The 17523-nt window shown below is 32.5% G+C and carries 18 protein-coding genes; 11 read left to right on the top strand and 7 right to left on the bottom strand.

The features are described 5' to 3' along the window. Window positions 1-34: 34 nt before the first annotated feature. From ychF to KO504_RS07735, 6 genes are all read right to left on the bottom strand, one after another. Window positions 35-1129 (bottom strand): redox-regulated ATPase YchF, encoded by a 1095-nt coding sequence (ychF, locus tag KO504_RS07710; protein WP_215925750.1) that lies wholly within the window; start codon window positions 1127-1129, stop codon window positions 35-37. A gap of 240 nt (window positions 1130-1369) precedes the next feature. Next, complete coding sequence (locus KO504_RS07715) at window positions 1370-2587, bottom strand: hypothetical protein (RefSeq protein ID WP_215925751.1); 1218 nt, start codon at window positions 2585-2587, stop codon at window positions 1370-1372. Between the two features lie 104 nt (window positions 2588-2691). Then, a complete protein-coding gene (locus KO504_RS07720; protein WP_215925752.1) occupies window positions 2692-3531 on the bottom strand; it encodes a LytR/AlgR family response regulator transcription factor in 840 nt (279 codons plus the stop codon). 79 nt (window positions 3532-3610) lie between these two features. Beyond that, window positions 3611-3982 carry a hypothetical protein gene (locus KO504_RS07725; RefSeq protein WP_215925753.1) on the bottom strand — a complete coding sequence of 124 codons (372 nt, stop codon included), beginning with the start codon at window positions 3980-3982 and terminating at the stop codon, window positions 3611-3613. 164 nt (window positions 3983-4146) lie between these two features. Then, window positions 4147-4476, bottom strand: a complete 330-nt coding sequence (locus KO504_RS07730; protein ID WP_215925754.1) for a hypothetical protein — start codon at window positions 4474-4476, stop codon at window positions 4147-4149. A 187-nt stretch (window positions 4477-4663) separates the two neighbouring features. Further along, window positions 4664-5020, bottom strand: coding sequence for a 4Fe-4S dicluster domain-containing protein (locus KO504_RS07735; RefSeq protein WP_215925755.1), 357 nt, complete (start codon window positions 5018-5020; stop codon window positions 4664-4666). Between the two features lie 165 nt (window positions 5021-5185). Here KO504_RS07735 and KO504_RS07740 point away from each other — a divergent pair, with 165 nt between their 5' ends. The 9 genes from KO504_RS07740 (at window position 5186) to KO504_RS07780 (ending at window position 13823) form a co-directional block, all read left to right on the top strand. Further along, complete coding sequence (locus KO504_RS07740; RefSeq protein ID WP_215925756.1) at window positions 5186-6244, top strand: acyl-CoA reductase; 1059 nt, start codon at window positions 5186-5188, stop codon at window positions 6242-6244. An 89-nt stretch (window positions 6245-6333) separates the two neighbouring features. Beyond that, complete coding sequence (gene serC, locus KO504_RS07745) at window positions 6334-7395, top strand: 3-phosphoserine/phosphohydroxythreonine transaminase (RefSeq protein WP_215925757.1); 1062 nt, start codon at window positions 6334-6336, stop codon at window positions 7393-7395. A 94-nt stretch (window positions 7396-7489) separates the two neighbouring features. Then, complete coding sequence (locus tag KO504_RS07750) at window positions 7490-8440, top strand: D-2-hydroxyacid dehydrogenase (protein WP_215925758.1); 951 nt, start codon at window positions 7490-7492, stop codon at window positions 8438-8440. Between the two features lie 106 nt (window positions 8441-8546). Further along, window positions 8547-9185, top strand: a complete 639-nt coding sequence (locus KO504_RS07755) for a DUF937 domain-containing protein (RefSeq protein WP_215925759.1) — start codon at window positions 8547-8549, stop codon at window positions 9183-9185. A 291-nt stretch (window positions 9186-9476) separates the two neighbouring features. Next, entirely contained in the window at window positions 9477-9914 is a 438-nt protein-coding gene (locus KO504_RS07760) for a DUF6146 family protein (protein ID WP_215925760.1), read from the top strand. Window positions 9915-9963: 49 nt separating this feature from the next. Further along, window positions 9964-10458 (top strand): DUF6787 family protein, encoded by a 495-nt coding sequence (locus KO504_RS07765; RefSeq protein ID WP_215925761.1) that lies wholly within the window; start codon window positions 9964-9966, stop codon window positions 10456-10458. Then, the gene (locus KO504_RS07770) at window positions 10455-10796 is read left to right on the top strand and encodes a hypothetical protein (protein ID WP_215925762.1); all 342 of its coding nucleotides are present in this window, start codon (window positions 10455-10457) and stop codon (window positions 10794-10796) included. The genes KO504_RS07765 and KO504_RS07770 overlap by 4 nt, the downstream gene beginning before the upstream one ends. Before the next feature lie 38 nt (window positions 10797-10834). Further along, entirely contained in the window at window positions 10835-13234 is a 2400-nt protein-coding gene (locus KO504_RS07775) for a TonB-dependent receptor (RefSeq protein WP_215925763.1), read from the top strand. Window positions 13235-13247: 13 nt separating this feature from the next. Continuing rightward, entirely contained in the window at window positions 13248-13823 is a 576-nt protein-coding gene (locus KO504_RS07780; RefSeq protein ID WP_354667390.1) for a type 1 periplasmic binding fold superfamily protein, read from the top strand. A 49-nt stretch (window positions 13824-13872) separates the two neighbouring features. Here the strand turns inward: KO504_RS07780 and KO504_RS07785 are convergent, their stop codons facing one another. Then, window positions 13873-14151 (bottom strand): hypothetical protein, encoded by a 279-nt coding sequence (locus KO504_RS07785; protein ID WP_215925764.1) that lies wholly within the window; start codon window positions 14149-14151, stop codon window positions 13873-13875. Between the two features lie 211 nt (window positions 14152-14362). Here KO504_RS07785 and KO504_RS07790 point away from each other — a divergent pair, with 211 nt between their 5' ends. Beyond that, a complete protein-coding gene (locus KO504_RS07790) occupies window positions 14363-16804 on the top strand; it encodes a DUF5916 domain-containing protein (protein WP_215925765.1) in 2442 nt (813 codons plus the stop codon). Between the two features lie 39 nt (window positions 16805-16843). Then, window positions 16844-17521: an ABC transporter ATP-binding protein gene (locus KO504_RS07795; protein ID WP_215925766.1), complete on the top strand. Its 678-nt coding sequence runs from the start codon at window positions 16844-16846 to the stop codon at window positions 17519-17521. The last annotated feature ends 2 nt before the right edge of the window (window positions 17522-17523 follow it).

The following is a 17523-nucleotide window of genomic DNA, read 5'->3' on the forward strand; positions in this document are numbered from 1 at the left end:
AAAAAGCCAAGAGCTAAGAACTAAAAGCCAAACTTTACACGTTAAATAAAAAGTGCATGATATCACCGTCCTTAACAATATAATTTTTACCCTCTACACGCATTTTACCAGCTTCTTTAACTTTAGCTTCACTTCCATACGCAATGTAGTCTTCATAAGCAATAACCTCAGCCCTAATAAATCCTTTTTCAAAATCGGTATGAATAACACCTGCAGCCTGTGGACCAGTTGCTCCAACATTAACTGTCCATGCTCTTACTTCTTTTACACCTGCTGTAAAATAGGTTTGCTGATTTAATAATTTATATGCAGAACGAATTAGTTTTGCAGAACCTGGTTCCTCTAACCCAATATCTGCTAAAAACATTTGACGTTCTTCATAGTCGTCTAATTCATTAATATCTGCTTCGGTTCCCACAGCTAAGACTAAAACCTCAGCATTTTCATCTTTTACAGCCTCTCGTACTTTATCTACATAAGCATTACCTGTAGTTGCAGCACCTTCATCTACATTACACACATACATTACTGGCTTATCTGTAATAAACTGCGATGGCTTTACGTAATCTTCATAATCTTCTTCAGAAAACTCAATAGCCCTAACTGAAATACCAGCTTCAAGCTTTTCTTTTATAGTTAAAAGTACGGCTTCTTCTTTCTGTGCTTCTTTATTGCCTGTTTTGGCAGCACGCTTAACCTTATCTAGTTTCTTTTCAGCAGTTTCTAAATCTTTAAGTTGCAATTCCATATCAATGGTTTCCTTATCTCTAATAGGATCTACAGAACCATCAACATGCACAATATTTTCGTTATCAAAGCAACGTAACACATGTAAAATAGCATCAGTTTCTCTAATGTTAGCTAAGAATTGATTTCCTAGTCCTTCACCTTTACTAGCACCTTTTACTAAACCTGCAATATCAACAATCTCTACAGTTGCTGGTAATACGCGCTCTGGATTCACCAATTCTTCTAATTTCTCTAATCTAGGATCAGGTACATTTACCACACCAATATTAGGTTCTATAGTACAAAACGGAAAGTTAGCACTTTGCGCTTTAGCGTTAGATAAACAGTTAAATAAGGTTGACTTTCCTACGTTTGGTAATCCTACTATTCCAGCTTTCATCGAAAAACTTGTTTTGCCCTCCCTTAAAGAAGGGAATCTTGTTAATTTTTAATCGCAAATTTTGCGAGTGCAAATGTAAGTAATTCGTAGAATAGTTATGAAAAAAAGTTTATTTACTTCAAGAATTAAAACAAATAAGCAAAGCTCAACTTTCTCTTTTATCTTTTAGGTTTTATTCGCTATGTTATTTTTATTCATAAGCTTTAAATTTAAACGTGATTCAGTTCGTACATTCAGAAATTAAATACGCTCATCTGGCGTAATCCAATCTGCATTTCTTACAAAAAACACATATTGCGCATAGTCTGTAGTTACTGTTCCCTCTAAAATATCATAGCCCTCCCAAATGGTGATTAGCTTCTTCACTTTGGTGCCTCGTGTAGAATTTAAATACGGCGAATCTTTAGCGTCTAATTTCAACAAACTAATAGAATTTGGTTCCGTTACGCGTTTGTAATCCGCTATACCCTGAATATACATAAACAATCTATTATCTTGAGAGTATTTGAATCTTGTGAAATCCTCACCTTTATCTTGCATAAATTTTGGAAGCGCTCTACTATCTACTGTTAATCTCGAGTCTACATATAAGGCATTCATACTCACCATTTTGTCAAAATACGGCATAGACGTATCATTTTTAATTCTTCCTGCTAACATATAATCGTAAGCCTGTAACGTATGTGCGAACCCAAACCCTCCATAGATATTTTCATCTTTCCACTCGTTTTGCGTGTAATATCTCTTAAAATTGAGATACATAAATTGATCGCGTGATCTTATATTCTTGTGGTTTGCTAAATTAAATTGAATGTTTTTTAAGAGACGTGCATCCTCAGTTGCTAATTCTAATACTTCGGTTTCTAGAATAGTCTTTAATTCGGCTTCAGACCATGCAATTAACGCTTCTTCACTTACTGGAATAGCTGAATGATAAGCTGTTGGTAATTTTTCTTTTAGCAATTCTCGTAACAGGTTAAAATCTGAAATTTTATCAATAGCCACGAGCTTAAACTTATAAGCTTCTGGAAGTTGCGCATAATAAGCGCGCATTTTCACCCATTTATTGCGGTATTGCTCAGAAATACTCCCAATATAAACTACCCATTTTTTTAGAATATCCTTTAATTGGCGATCATCAGAGCCTTCAAGATATTTCTGTAGGTAATAACCTTGTGCAATATCCATTTCTGCTAAGTAGATATCGATGTTTACCTTCTCATTAAGTTGCGCAAACATCGCATAATCTATTCTAGGTGACGACGCTACCTCATGAACCTCACCTACCAAAAAGAGTTTATTCTTATAAAACGTCTTATCTAAGGAATTAAACTGAAGCGTATCTGTCATTTCTACGACCTCGGTATGATCTTTTAAATAACTAACATATTTACGCGAAGAACAGCTTGTTAATACTACGATTAAAATTAAAAAGCTAAAAGTTGTGAAATTTTTCATTGGTGTTGTTTTTAATGTTCCCTACAAATAGAAAGCATAAAAACCACCTAAAAAAAAGAGTGTGATGAACCTGAGGTTTTTGTGTCGAAATTGAAACTTCAGGGCTAATCTTGAAGGTCTTGGGACGAATTTGAAAGCCGCTTAGACAAGGCCGCATAGTACTTCTGGGAAATAGGAATACTATCTTCTATATTAGAAATTTTCATAAAACGCTTCCTCGCATTTCCTTCTACAGCAGTTAAATAATCTAAATTCACCAAATAAGAACGGTGAACTTGCCACGCATTTGGCAATTGTTTTATAATGTTAGAAAGAGTACTTCTAAACATTTTCTGCTGTACTCCGTCTTTAGTGAGATAATAGACTTCGACATAGTTTTGTTGGGATTGCGCATAGATAAAATCCGACTCAAAAATGGTGAGGATTTCAGATTTACTTTCGCCCTGAATCATTATACTTTTTTCTTCTATGACGTTCTTTTTATCTTGAAGCGGCACTTCAATAATACCATATTTTGAACGCAAATACAACCACAAAGGCACAATCAGCGGTGTAAACGGCAATCCGAACGTTCCTATAAAACCCCAGATGTAAGACGTATTTAGAATTGAACTACCACTAACTACATAAAAATGATAAAAAAAACAACATACAAATATTGAGAACAATGTAAAAAGTATATATAGAAACTCATTAATCACAAACCAACGATTAGCTTGCCGTATATATACATAGTTCTCTAATGGATGTACGACTAATATAGGTAGCGCAATGCAAGCCGCATAACCTGAAAGCTTTAGATGTTTATAAGAAAATTCATTACTCGTATCAAAAGGTTCTAACAATATAAGTAACAATGGAAGAATTGCACCAACTAATACCGCAATCCACAATGTGTGTTTCCAACTTTTAGTATAAGCAATTGTCTTATTAAATGCAATCATTTGCGACTTGTTGATAGTTTTGTTGGTGATAAAAATAATAAAACCCTGACTATGAAAAAAGATTCAAAACAAAATGAGCTTATACAATATTTTTAAACGTCGGAAAGCTTTCCGCAATACTACCAACACCTTTTTTATTTACTTTAAATACAACATCTTTTTCCGTAGAGAATAGCAAAACAGACAGAAAGGCACTTTTTAAATGAGACTTCACAATGATTAAAGCATCATCCAAGCTCATTTCTTCCTCTATATCTTCAGTTTCCCTTGGTCTAAAACTATATTTAAGCATAACCTTAAAATCGCTATCAGAATATATTGGCCTAATAAATATATTCTTTAATTCTGGCTTACCTATAGTCTTAGCCATGGTTAATTTTGCAAAAGTACAGTCCGCTATACTTTCTTTTACCAGTTCCCAGAAAACAATAAATTCATCTTGATATGTCATAAATTTAAAAATAAATAATACTACTAACGTTTTAGGATAAACACTTAATTAAACGGGCTAAAAAAAAAGAGATAAACCCCATACAATTAACGGCTACAATATTAAAAACCCCAAGTTAAAAACTCAGGATTTATATCTCAATTAATAATACAAATAACACTACATTACTCTCGCTCTAACAGCTTTTTAGAAACCTTAAAAGTTGCAGAATACAACAAGCCTTCTTGGCGTTTTTTAAAATCTGAGAATGCTTTAATATACCATTTAGAATCCGTGGCTTTCTTTTTAAAAGCATCGTGATTAGCAACATCATATACCTCTGATTCAAACCAAGGCTCAATTTTATAAACTGATATACCAAAATGCTCTACACGCTTTAATACGGTTTCAAAATCTGATGCTGAAAAATAGTGTGTAGATTCACTATCAAATCCATCGTTTACATTTTCTAAATCGTTAAATACATTTTTTTCTAAGAATTCAGTTTGTGTCATATTATATGAGTAATTTTTATGGAACATATCCTTTTATAATGAAGCACTAAAACATGTTTAGCACAATGAGGCGAAGTTAGCTTATCTATATACAACAGCAATACAGTCGCTCTAATTAATTTTTAAAAGCAAAAAAAATCCCAAGCTAAAGACTTAGGATTCTTATAATATCTATGGTTAAGACGATTTAATGGCCATCAGGATGCATAAAACGTTGTTTTCCTAACAGCTGTTCTTCCGTTTCTACATGGTCTTCATCCGGAACACAACAGTCTACAGGACAAACAGCCGCGCATTGCGGTTCTTCATGAAAGCCCATACATTCCGTACACTTATCTGGTGCAATGTAATACACTTCGTCACTTATAGGTTCTTGTGTTTCTTCTGCGTCCACTTCTTTACCGTTTGTTAAAACTATCTTGCCTTTTAAGCTGGTACCATCGGAATAGCGCCAATCGTCAGCACCTTCATAAATAGCAGTATTTGGACATTCTGGCTCACACGCTCCACAATTTATACATTCATCTGTGATTATTATTGCCATAACATTATTTTAATCTATTATTTTTATAACTAATTAAGTAATTTTAAGACCGCATCAAAAATTAATTCAACAACAATCTAAAACTTTTATTTAGCTCATTTCTCTTTATTGCGTAAATTTGCAATTGCAAAAATAGAGCCAAAACATCGTATAACCAAACAGTATATGGATTTACAACAAAGAATTAACGCTTTTGTAAAATTAGGCGAATTTATAAATCAATTTCAGCAAAATAAAATCAGCAAAAACGACAAGATTGAAGCTAACGATTTATTCTTTGACGGATTTAAACACCAAATAAAATTGGCTCAAGAACACAACGGCTGGTTTACACAACAAAACATTACATTTACTTTAGAAAACTGGTCTAATGTATTAAGTAACAAAAACATTAACCGCTGGATAGAAAAGTATCAGTTTAACATTAATAATCCCAAAACTGTAGCCATAATTATGGCAGGGAATATTCCATTGGTTGGTTTTCACGATTTTTTATCTGTCTTAATTTCCGGTCATAATGTCTTGGTAAAACAATCCTCTAACGACAAACATTTATTACCGTTTTTAGCCAAATATTTAGAAGTTATAGAACCTAATTTTAAAGGTAAAATCAAATTTACTGAAGAAAAACTAGAAAACTTTGATGCAGTTATCGCTACAGGAAGTGATAATACTGCTCGTTATTTTGAATACTATTTTAAAGACAAACCTTCTATAATAAGAAAAAACAGAAATTCGGTTGCTATATTAACAGGTAACGAAACTAATGAAGAACTAGAAGCCTTATCTCATGATATATTTAGATATTATGGTTTAGGCTGCAGAAATGTATCAAAGTTATTTGTACCTAAAGACTATGATTTTGACGCCTTTTTTAATGCTGTTTACAAATGGCATCCTATTATTAACGAATCTAAATACGCAAATAATTACGACTACAATAAGGCTGTCTATTTAATGAGTGAATTTGATATGTTAGAAAATGGTTTCCTAATGATAAAGGAAGACGAAAGCTATGCCTCACCTATCGCAACGCTATTTTATGAGTATTATGATAACAAAACAGATTTAGAGCATAAGTTAAAAACAGATGCAGATAAAATACAATGTATTGTTGCAAATAATTTTTCTACTGATGAAATTATTTTTGGTAAAACTCAAAAGCCACAGCTTTGGGAATATGCAGATAATATAGATACTGTTGAGTTTTTGTTAAAAATGTAGCCTAAAAATTATTAATTTAATAACATAAAATAACCAATTAATTAGCACCTTTGTAGCTGTTTTAACTTCAAGATTAAATTCAGTATACAATGAAAAAACATAATTTTAGTGCAGGACCATGCGTATTACCAAAGTCAGTAATAGAACAAGCAGCAGCAGCTGTTTTAAATTTTGATGATGGCTTATCGCTTTTAGAAATTTCACACCGTAGCAAACCTTTTGTAGATGTTATGGAAAACGCTAGATCCTTAGCATTAGAATTATTAGGTCTTGAAGGTAAGGGTTATAAAGCTTTATTTCTTCAAGGTGGTGCAAGTACACAATTTTTAATGGTAGCCTTAAATCTTTTAGAAAAAAGAGCTGGTTATTTAAATTCAGGTACTTGGGCAGACAAGTCTATTAAAGAAGCTAAAATCTATGATGATATATATGAAGTAGGCTCTTCAAAAAGCGCCAACTACAACTATATTCCTAAAGGATATGATATTCCAGAGGATTACGATTATTTTCACTGTACCTCTAACAATACCATTTTTGGAACACAGATGAAGAGTTTCCCAAACTCACCTGTTCCTTTAGTATGTGATATGAGTAGTGATATATTTTCACGTCAATTAGATTTTTCAAAATTTGATTTGATTTACGCAGGCGCTCAAAAAAATATGGGACCTGCCGGAACAACTTTAGTTGTAATAAAAGAAGACATCTTAGGAAAAGTATCGCGTAAAATTCCTTCTATGATGGATTACAAAATACATATCAGTAAAGGCAGTATGTTTAATACTCCACCTGTTTTTGCTGTGTATACATCTATGCTAACCTTAGAATGGTTGAAAAACTTAGGAGGTATTAAAGCCATTGAAGAGCTAAATGAAAAGAAAGCACGTTTAATGTATTCTGAAATTGACTTAAATCCACTATTTAAAGGTTACGCTGTAAAAGAAGATCGCTCTATGATGAATGCAACATTCACTTTAGAAAACGAAAATCTTAAGGAAACGTTTGAAGCTATGATTAAAGAAGCTGGTATTAATGGCATTAATGGTCATAGAAGTGTTGGTGGCTACAGAGCTTCAATGTACAACGCTCTATCATTAGATAGTGTGAAGGCCTTAGTTGAAGTCATGAGTGAATTAGAGAGCAAAGCCTAAAGTGAGCTACCATACAAATGGAAATCGCATCACAAAATAATTATAACAAAATTTAATGTTTCCGTTTTACGGAAATAAAAAAACAAGTTTTTCAATGAAAGTATTAGCAAACGACGGAGTTTCTCAAAGTGGAATTAACGCTTTAGAAGCAGCTGGTTACGAAGTATTAACAACCACAGTCGCACAAGAACAATTAGAAAACTATATCAATAAAAATAACATTACTGTTTTATTAGTAAGAAGTGCTACAACGGTAAGAAAAAATATTATTGACAACTGTCCAAGCCTTAAAATTATAGGACGAGGCGGTGTTGGTATGGATAATATCGATGTAGAATACGCACGTAGCAAAGGTTTAAAAGTGATAAATACTCCTGCAGCATCATCACACTCAGTTGCAGAATTGGTATTTGGCCATTTTTATGGTTTAGCACGTTATTTACATAATTCTAATCGCGATATGCCATTAGAAGGTGATGCTAACTTTAAAGGCTTAAAAAAATCTTATGCTAAAGGCACCGAATTAAAAGGAAAAACTTTAGGTGTTTTAGGTTTTGGACGTATAGGACAAGCAACAGCTAAAGTGGCTATTGGTGCAGGAATGAAAGTCGTAGCCTTTGATCCGTTTTTAGAAAAAGCAGACTTACAATTAGATTTCTTTGATGGTCAGAAACTAAATTTTGAGATTACAACCATTTCAAAAGAAGAAGTTTTAAAACAAGCCGATTTTTTAACCTTGCATGTACCAGCTCAAAAAGACTACGTAATTGACGAAGCCGAATTTAACCAAATGAAAAACGGTGTAATTATAGCCAATGCAGCACGTGGTGGAGTTGTTAATGAAGTTGCTTTAGTAAAAGCAATAGAAAGCGGTAAAGTTGCTAGAGCAGCTTTAGATGTATACGAAAAAGAACCTAAGCCTGAAGTACAATTATTAATGAATCCTGCGTTATCATTAACACCACACACAGGAGCAGCAACCAACGAAGCACAAGACAGAATTGGTACTGAATTAGCAGAACAAATTATAAATATTTTAGGTTAAGCATTTAAATGTGACCAAAGCAAATAAAATGAGTCCTACTAACGTGGGACTTTTTTTGTACCTTACACAATGCTTAATTTTATTAACCTTAATTATATACAACAAAATGGCAGGAATTTTAGATTTATTAAACAGTGACTTAGGAAAAACCATCATTAGTGGTGTTTCTGGTTCTACAGGTACCGATCAAGATAAAACAAGTAGCGTATTAACAATGGCGTTACCAGTATTAATGAAAGCAATGGAGCGTAACGCTTCTACTCCAGATGGAGCAGCTGGACTTATGGGAGCATTAAGCAGCAAGCATGATGGTAGCATTTTAGATAACCTCGGAGGTTTGTTTGGTGGTGGTGTTGATGACAATGTAAAAGATGATGGAGCTAAAATCCTTAATCATGTATTAGGAAGTAAGCAGCAAGGTGTAGAACAAGTTATTGGTCAAAAAGCTGGTTTAGATGCAGGATCTGTCGCTAACATCTTAAAAGTAGCAGCTCCAATACTAATGGGTGTTTTAGGAAAACAAGCCAGCCAAAACAATGTAAGCTCACAAAATGATATTAGTGGCCTTTTAGGTGGTTTACTTGGAGGTAACGATACTGCCAATGAACAAAGTTTCCTAGAAAAAATATTAGACGCCGATGGTGACGGTAGCGTTATCGATGATGTCGCTGGTATGGTTTTAGGCGGAGGAAATAAAAGCTCAGGAGGAATTGGCGGTCTTTTAGGCGGTTTATTCGGAAAATAAAATGCCATTCAAAATAAAAAAAAGCAGCTCAAACGAGCTGCTTTTTTTTATTCTACAACATTTACCTTTCAGAAAAGTTACGTTAACGCACTCAAATGATCAGTTCACATAATTTAGGTTGTAAAAACAGTAAATATCACCTTGCTTTGTAGTGTTAATTTGAAGTAAAAACATAAATACACTAACAATTTTTAATACCTTTAATATTTATGGAACGAGGCCGTTTAATATATTATCATAAAAAAATGAGTAATAGTAAACCTCTCTATCCATCAAAAAAAACAAAAAAACATGAAAAAGATTATTCCATTTATTATTGTGCTCGTTTTAATTGCTAGTTGCAAATCGTATAACACAAACCAAACCATTAATAATGAGAACAAAAATAGCATAGTGCAAAGCGATACCGTTTATATAAATAGTGATGAAAACGATTACGAAATTATTATTATAGAGCCAGGATTTAACACATGGTTAGCGAGTACTGCAAGACCTGAAGGTTATTATTCTCAAGAATTTTTAGAATCTAGAAATGCCATATTTGTACAATCATGGAATCAAAGAAATATGCAACCTCAAACTTACGACCCAAACCTTTATGAATTACGTATAGATTATGATACACGTACAGATTATGGATATGAAATAAACTATAAGCTATATAACTACTTTATCTATTTCCAATTAACATACAAACAAAAACTATCTTCTTTTACACCTAGAATTTAGCATAGAAAACCATCATAATTTACTAATTTTGCAGCACGATATTCGTGCTATGGAAAAATTTAAAAAACATTGGGAAATTCAACACAATTGGCAGTTGTTATTTCCCTTTTTTGGTTTGGTTATTTTAGGGTATTCTGCTTTTAAAATTTCTAATGCCTTTTTAGAAAACTACGGTTTAACGCTGAGTTTGGTCGCTTCTATTTTTGTTTTCTTTCTGTTATTAAAATTAACGTTATTCATATTTAAAAAATTAGAAAAGAAATGGATTCTCGATTATAAATGGGAAATGATCCGTGTCTTTATGGTATTTGCCTTTACAGGTACATCATCCTTATTTGTTGGAAGACCTATAATAAAACTTATTGGAATTACTAAAGAAAACTTAAACCCTATTCTCTATTGGTTTTTATTTATTATTATTGGGCTCATTTTCTACCAAATTCTATTAGTAATGTTTGGATGGCTTTTTGGTCAGTTTAAATTTTTCTGGGAATTTGAAAAGAAAATGCTACGAAGGTTCGGATTTAAACGCTTTTTAGATTGACAACAAAAACAGTAATAACATCACTTTTTAAAACATTAGCAATTGTGCTAATGCTTTTTGTGTTGTTACCTTCTGCTGTAAAATTAACTCATGTTTTTAATCATCATTCGCATCAGGTCTGTGATTCAGACAACGCGCTTAAAACTCACTTTCATGAATCTGATTTAGATTGTGATTTTTATAAATTCAAACTCACAAACAACTTATTTCTAGTCTGTAACAACTACGAAATAATTACAAAAATAACAGCGACAGAACAGCTGTCTTCATATTATAATTCTTTAAAAAGTTATCAGCATTCCACACGATTTGTAAGAGGACCTCCTCATGTGAGTTAGAATAAAAATTTTCTAATACTCTCATAAAATCTATTTGAATGAAATCAATAATTATTGGCTTAGTTATAGCTATTTCTGGCTTTAGCTACAGTCAAAACTGCAGCTATATTTTTTTAGGTGAAGTCAAAGATTTTCATGATGGCACCCCCATAGAATCTGCTACTATTTACATTAAAGAAAGTGATAAATATATAATTTCAGATTTTGATGGTAAGTTCAGAATTGAAAACCTTTGCTCTGGCACTTTAACATTAACTATTTCTCATATTGGATGTGAAACAAAAACTGTTTCATATACCATTGACAATGATGTTTTTAAAATTATTTCCTTAGAACACCATTTAGAAGAACTAAATGAAGTTGTGGTGAATTCTCATTTAAAAACAGAAGGTACTAGTATAGAGAAAACTATTAATAAAGCAGATTTAGAAAAATACACCGATAAATCCTTAGGTGATGCTTTAAATTCGGTAAGTGGTGTGTCTTCACTAAATACAGGAAATACTATTGTAAAACCCATGATACACGGTTTACACAGCAGCCGTTTATTAATTATTAATAATAATGTACGCATGTTTGACCAAGAATGGGGAGATGAACATGCACCAAACATTGATATTAATTCTAGTAATAAAGTTGAAGTGATTAAAGGAGCTAACACTTTAAAATACGGAAGTGATGCTATTGGTGGATTAATTCTTATCCAGCCTAAACGTTATGTTGCTCAAGATAGTTTATTTGGTAGCACTATGTTATCATTAAATTCAAATGGACGTGGTGGTAATGTAAATTCAGAACTGGTTAAAACCTATAAATCTGGATTTTATGGTAGAATTCAAGCAAGCTACAAACAATTCGGAGATTTTAAAGCACCTGACTATTATTTAACCAATAGCGGTTTAAAAAATAGCAATGCTTCTGCTAGAATTGGCTATAGAACTTTTGAAAAAGGTTTTGATGCCTACTATAGTGTTGTGAGTAATGAGTTCGCTATTTTACAAGCATCACACATTGGTAATGTCGGAGATTTAGTTGCTGCAATAAATAGCAGAGAACCACGTGTCATTGAAGATTTCTCATATAATATTGATTACCCGAAACAAAATATTTTGCATCATTTAGCAAAGATTGAAGCCTATAAGCGGTTTAAGAACTTTGGGAAATTATCGGTACAATATGATATGCAAATTAACAGACGAAAAGAATTCGATTTAAGAAGAGGTAATTTAGCAGACACTCCTGTTATAGATCTTAGATTATTCACAAATTCTTTACAGACTAATTTGAATATAGATGCTATTGATAATCTTAAAATAGATACAGGCTTATTAGTGCGTTATCAGCAAAATGATGCTGTTTCAGGTACTGGAATAAGTCCTTTAATTCCTGATTTTCAAAAGTATGATGCAAGTATTTATATGATTGGAAATTATGACTTAAATGAGTCTTCTGAAATAAGTGCTGGAGCGCGTTACGATTTTACAAGAATTGAAGCTGAAAAGCGGTATAATTTAACAGATTGGAATGACACGTATAATTACGATGAGTTATTTCCGCAATTTGAAACTAATAATATAGATAATTCTAAGATTTTAACACGTCCGGAATTTACATTTCATAACATTTCTGCCAATTTGGGATATTCTAAGCAATTTAATAGCGACATATCCTTATTTGTTAATTATGGTTTGGCAACGCGAGTACCTAACCCATCAGAATTGTTTAGCGACGGTTTACATCATAGTGCTGCGAGAATAGAAACTGGTTTATTAACCCTTAATAAAGAAATCGCGAATAAGTTCGTGGCGTCTTTAGAAAGAAATAATCAGAATTTTGGATTTTCAATCAGTCCGTATTTTAAAGCTATTAACGATTATATTCAACTTATTCCTGTTGGTATTACCACAACCATTAGAGGAGCATTTCCTGTATGGGAGTATAATCAGGTTAATGCACAAATTTTCGGTATTGATATTGATGTCAATAAAAAAATCACTAATAAATTTAATTACAAAGGCAGTATAAGTCTTTTAAAAGGTGAAAACCTTAGCCAAGACATACCACTTATACATATGCCTTCAACAAATTTTACGAATAGTATATCCTATTATAATGACGAGTTAAATCAATTATCCATTAATTTAATTCACAAAACTGTATTACAACAAAATAAATTTCCAGATTATAACTTTTATACATTTAACCCAATACTACAAGAAGATGTGTATGTAGACATTAGCTCTACTCCACCTGCGTATTCATTATTTAGTTTTAATAGCTCTGTTAGCTTTAAAGCTTTTAAAACAGGAACATTAAAATTAGAATTAAATGTCGAAAATCTATTTAATACAAAGTACAATGAGTACTTAAATAGACAAAGGTATTTTGCTCATGAATTGGGCAGAAACATTAACTTAAAAATAAAGATCAATTATTAACTCAAAAATTAAAATGATGAAAAATATCAAATCAACAAATACAATTAAATTATTAGCCTTACTTTTTGTTTCAAGTTTAGCATTTGTAGGCTGTTCTAGTGACGACGATGGACACCATGATGATCATGATCATGAAGAAGAACTTATCACTACAGTACGCTATACACTTACTAACGGTACAGATATTGTTACTTTAGAGTTTCAAGATTTAGACGGAGAAGGTGGTGCAGATGGAACTTATGATGTCTCTGGTCCATTAACAGCAAACACAACATATACAGGTGCCATCAAACTATTAAATGAAACCGAAAATCCTGCTGATGATATTACCTTAGAAGTTGAAGACGAAGGCGATGATCATGAGTTCTTTTACACAACTACAATTTCAGACATTACAATTAGTAAAAATGATATAGATGAAGATGGTAATCCTATTGGAATAGCAACAACATTTGTTACTGGCGATGCCGGAACAGGTTCATTGATTATAGAATTAATTCACGAACCAACAAAACCAAACGATGGAACCTCTATAAATGCTGGTGGTAGTACAGATGTAGAAGTAACATTTCCAATACAAGTTCAATAATCTTATTTTGTAATACAGTTAAAGAAAGCACTCATTTTGAGTGCTTTTTTTATGTTTTATTTTCAATTTTCTCTCTTTTAAAAACATAAGTGTAAAACCACATTAATGTAAATGTTGGTATCACATCAAAGCCTGGCAACGCTTCTTCTACTAAGGTAATAAGTCCTGCTACCTTACCTGCCTTACCGGCATATAATTTAGTCATTAGCCAACCCGAAACTGGTGCCCAAACGATATCTGAAAATTCTCCGACACCTGGAATTATAAATGAAACCAAACCTAAACCATCAAGGAGAATACCTATTATTAATTTTTTGTATTTATTCATATACTCTATTAGTTACTAGCTAATTTAAAGCAATAATTATTCCAAATAATATATGAATATCATTTTCTAGTACTAAACGGTAAGTGGCTTACGCACTTTATATTTAACGTTTAATTAAGAGTTTTGCTTAATTTGAGAACTTAGCTTTGTGGCGATACAGATGTAATAACCGCTAAATAATGACATCTGTATTCTAAACGACTAAACAATTATGACCGCTCGCTCTTTAACGCTTTTGCTTACATTTTTATGTTATGTACAAATCAGTATAGCTCAAGATAAAAAAGTATTAAATATTCAACGTACAGCAATAGCACCAAAAATAGACGGCATTTTAGACGATACTATTTGGAAAAATACTGAAACGGCTACTGGTTTTATTTCTAATAGACCCGAAATTGGAAAAGAAGCTCCACATAACGAACGTACAGAAGTAAAGATGACGTTTGATGATAAAGCCATCTATGTTGCAGCTTACCTATATGATGATCCTACTAAAATAATGAATCAACTCACTAGTAGAGATAATTTTGGACAAACCGACTACTTTATACTTGTTCTAAACCCCAATAACGATGCTCAAAATGATACTTCGTTTTATGTTTTTAGTTCTGGCCAGCAAGCAGATGCTATAGTTAATCCAACTATTGGAGAGGATTTTGGTTGGAATGGTGTTTGGGATAGTGCTGTTAAAATGATGGACGACGGTTGGGTTGTAGAAATGAAAATCCCATATAGAACATTGCGTTTTGCAGATCAAGAAGAACCGACTTGGGGAGTTCAATTTCATAGAGAATTTAGACGATCTAGATCGCGATTTACTTGGAATCCCATTGACCCTACCCAAGGTAATTCAGGATTATATCATGGTGAAATAAAAGGACTTAAAGCTATAGAACCACCTGTTAGGCTAAACCTCTACCCTTTTACTACAGGTATCGTTAATAGCTTTGATGGAGAAACTAATACCGACTTAAAATTTGGAATGGATGTTAAATACGGACTCACAGATAATTTTACCTTAGACGCAACATTGGTCCCCGATTTTAGCCAAGCAGGATTTGATAATGTCGTTTTAAACCTTGGTCCTTTTGAACAAACCTTCTCTGAACAACGTCAATTTTTTACAGAAGGTGTGGATTTATTTTCTAAAGGAGGTTTATTCTTTTCTAGACGTATTGGAAATAAACCAAGCGGTAAAATTGTTCTTAACGAAAATGAAGAAGCTAACACACCAAATGAGGTTAAAGTTTTAAATGCCGTAAAAGTGTCTGGTAGAACAAAAAATGGTCTTGGTATAGGCTTTTTTAATGCTATTACAGAAAAAACCACAGCTACCATAAAAAACACACTAACTAACGAAAAACGCAAAACCATAGTTGAACCGTTTGCTAATTACAATATTTTAGTTGTAGACCAACAATTTAACGGCAACTCTTCTGTTAGTTTAATTAATACTAATGTACTTAGAGAAGGTCACTTTAGAGATGCTAATGCAACAGCTTTAGTTGCTAACCTAATTAATAAACGCAATACATATAGTGTAGCGTCCGATTTACGAATGAGCAATGTAAACTACCAAAACTCTAATAACGAAACAGGCTTTAGTAGTTATTTAAAACTGGCTAAAATTCATGGTAATTTACGCTATAGTGTAGAACACAGTTTTGCAGACACTAAATTTAATATCAACGACCTTGGACTTCTGTTAAGAAATAATTACAACACCTTTAGTTCTGATATATCGTACCAAACCTTTGAGCCTAGCGGAAGTTTAAATAATTATAGCATCAATGCCTTTTTTAATTATAATAAATTAGTAGATCCTAATGTATATGCGCAGTCTAATTTTGGCATCACATATCAAGCTACAACAAATAAATTAGATGGTTTTGGTTTTAGATTAAACATAGAACCAGGCAGACAGAACGATTACTTTGAATCTAGAGATGGCAGACCATTTATCTATGAAAATTTTGTAAGCACTGGCGGATGGATTTCATCAAATTACAACCGAAGATTTGCCCTAGATTTAAGCGCCAACATTGGTGCCTTATTTGAAAATGGCAGAGACTTATTTACTTATGATTTTGATTTTAAACCACGCCTTAGAGTTAACAATAAACTCTTACTTATTTACGAACTGAGTTACGACTTTGCTAACGGTGATCGTGGTTATGCAGCAGAAGCAGATGAACAAACTATTTTTGGAGAACGAAACAGGCAAATTGTAACCAATAGTATTTCTGCTAACTACGCCTTCAATCCTTTTAACTCTTTAGTACTTAGCTTTAGACATTATTGGGATACTGTAAATTACGACAACGATTTATTTACCCTTTTAGATACTGGTCGTTTAACAACTGCTTCTGGTTATACATTAGGTAATATTGAAGAATCTCCAAATATTAATTTTAGTACTTGGAACATCGATTTAAATTACTCTTGGCAATTTGCACCTGGAAGTTTTTTAACCGCTTTATACAGAAACCAATTGTTTAACGCTAATTCTATTGCCCAAAACAATTATTCTGAAAGCTTAAACAATCTTTTTGAACAACCTATACAACACACGTTTTCATTACGTCTTCAATATTTTATTGATTTTAATGGCATTAAATCTGTATTTAATAAAAACAAATCTGCATCTTAATTTTGTGGATTAATGCATTAAGTATTATTTTCACCTCTTATGAGCAATATCGTAATTTCAGCAAAACAAATTAAGAAAGCCTATAAAGATCTTCAGGTCTTAAAAGGTGTTGACCTAACCATTTTAGAAAGCGAAATCATATCCATAGTTGGAGCTTCTGGCGCTGGTAAAACAACCTTACTTCAAATTTTAGGTACTTTAGATAAACCAGATTATACATCTGAAACGGAACTCATTATTAACAACCAATCTATAAAGTCTTTAAACGATAAAGCTTTAGCTAAATTTAGAAATAAAAATATTGGTTTTATATTTCAGTTTCATCAATTATTACCTGAGTTTTCGGCTTTAGAAAATATATGTATTCCTGCTTTTATTAATAACACACCTAAAGCTGAAGCAGAAAATCGTGCAAAAGAATTATTAGACTATTTAGGACTTAGCGAACGCATTCATCACAAACCCAATAGCATGTCTGGTGGCGAACAACAACGTGTAGCTGTTGCTAGAGCTTTAATTAACAGACCAAATATCATTTTTGCTGATGAACCTTCAGGAAATTTAGATAGCGAATCTGCAGACCAACTTCATAACTTGTTTTTTAAACTTAGAGATGAATTTAATCAGACGTTTGTTATTGTTACGCATAATCAAGAATTAGCAGAAATGGCAGACCGAAAGCTGACTATGGTTGATGGGAAAATTGTTAATGAATAATA

The organism is Winogradskyella psychrotolerans (genome assembly GCF_018860565.1).
GTDB lineage: Bacteria > Bacteroidota > Bacteroidia > Flavobacteriales > Flavobacteriaceae > Winogradskyella > Winogradskyella damuponensis.

Bases quoted from the DNA above. Each gene is read 5' to 3' on its own strand.
- KO504_RS07735 (WP_215925755.1), bottom strand. From the start codon at position 5,020: ATGGCAATAATAATCACAGATGAATGTATAAATTGTGGAGCGTGTGAG.
- ychF (WP_215925750.1), bottom strand. From the start codon at position 1,129: ATGAAAGCTGGAATAGTAGGATTACCAAACGTAGGAAAGTCAACCTTA.
- KO504_RS07780 (WP_354667390.1), top strand. From the start codon at position 13,248: ATGATGAAAAATATCAAATCAACAAATACAATTAAATTATTAGCCTTA.
- KO504_RS07765 (WP_215925761.1), top strand. From the start codon at position 9,964: ATGGAAAAATTTAAAAAACATTGGGAAATTCAACACAATTGGCAGTTG.
- KO504_RS07720 (WP_215925752.1), bottom strand. From the start codon at position 3,531: ATGATTGCATTTAATAAGACAATTGCTTATACTAAAAGTTGGAAACAC.
- KO504_RS07725 (WP_215925753.1), bottom strand. From the start codon at position 3,982: ATGACATATCAAGATGAATTTATTGTTTTCTGGGAACTGGTAAAAGAA.
- KO504_RS07785 (WP_215925764.1), bottom strand. From the start codon at position 14,151: ATGAATAAATACAAAAAATTAATAATAGGTATTCTCCTTGATGGTTTA.
- KO504_RS07790 (WP_215925765.1), top strand. From the start codon at position 14,363: ATGACCGCTCGCTCTTTAACGCTTTTGCTTACATTTTTATGTTATGTA.
- KO504_RS07730 (WP_215925754.1), bottom strand. From the start codon at position 4,476: ATGACACAAACTGAATTCTTAGAAAAAAATGTATTTAACGATTTAGAA.
- KO504_RS07715 (WP_215925751.1), bottom strand. From the start codon at position 2,587: ATGAAAAATTTCACAACTTTTAGCTTTTTAATTTTAATCGTAGTATTA.
- KO504_RS07740 (WP_215925756.1), top strand. From the start codon at position 5,186: ATGGATTTACAACAAAGAATTAACGCTTTTGTAAAATTAGGCGAATTT.
- KO504_RS07750 (WP_215925758.1), top strand. From the start codon at position 7,490: ATGAAAGTATTAGCAAACGACGGAGTTTCTCAAAGTGGAATTAACGCT.
- KO504_RS07795 (WP_215925766.1), top strand. From the start codon at position 16,844: ATGAGCAATATCGTAATTTCAGCAAAACAAATTAAGAAAGCCTATAAA.
- KO504_RS07755 (WP_215925759.1), top strand. From the start codon at position 8,547: ATGGCAGGAATTTTAGATTTATTAAACAGTGACTTAGGAAAAACCATC.
- KO504_RS07760 (WP_215925760.1), top strand. From the start codon at position 9,477: ATGAAAAAGATTATTCCATTTATTATTGTGCTCGTTTTAATTGCTAGT.
- KO504_RS07775 (WP_215925763.1), top strand. From the start codon at position 10,835: ATGAAATCAATAATTATTGGCTTAGTTATAGCTATTTCTGGCTTTAGC.
- serC (WP_215925757.1), top strand. From the start codon at position 6,334: ATGAAAAAACATAATTTTAGTGCAGGACCATGCGTATTACCAAAGTCA.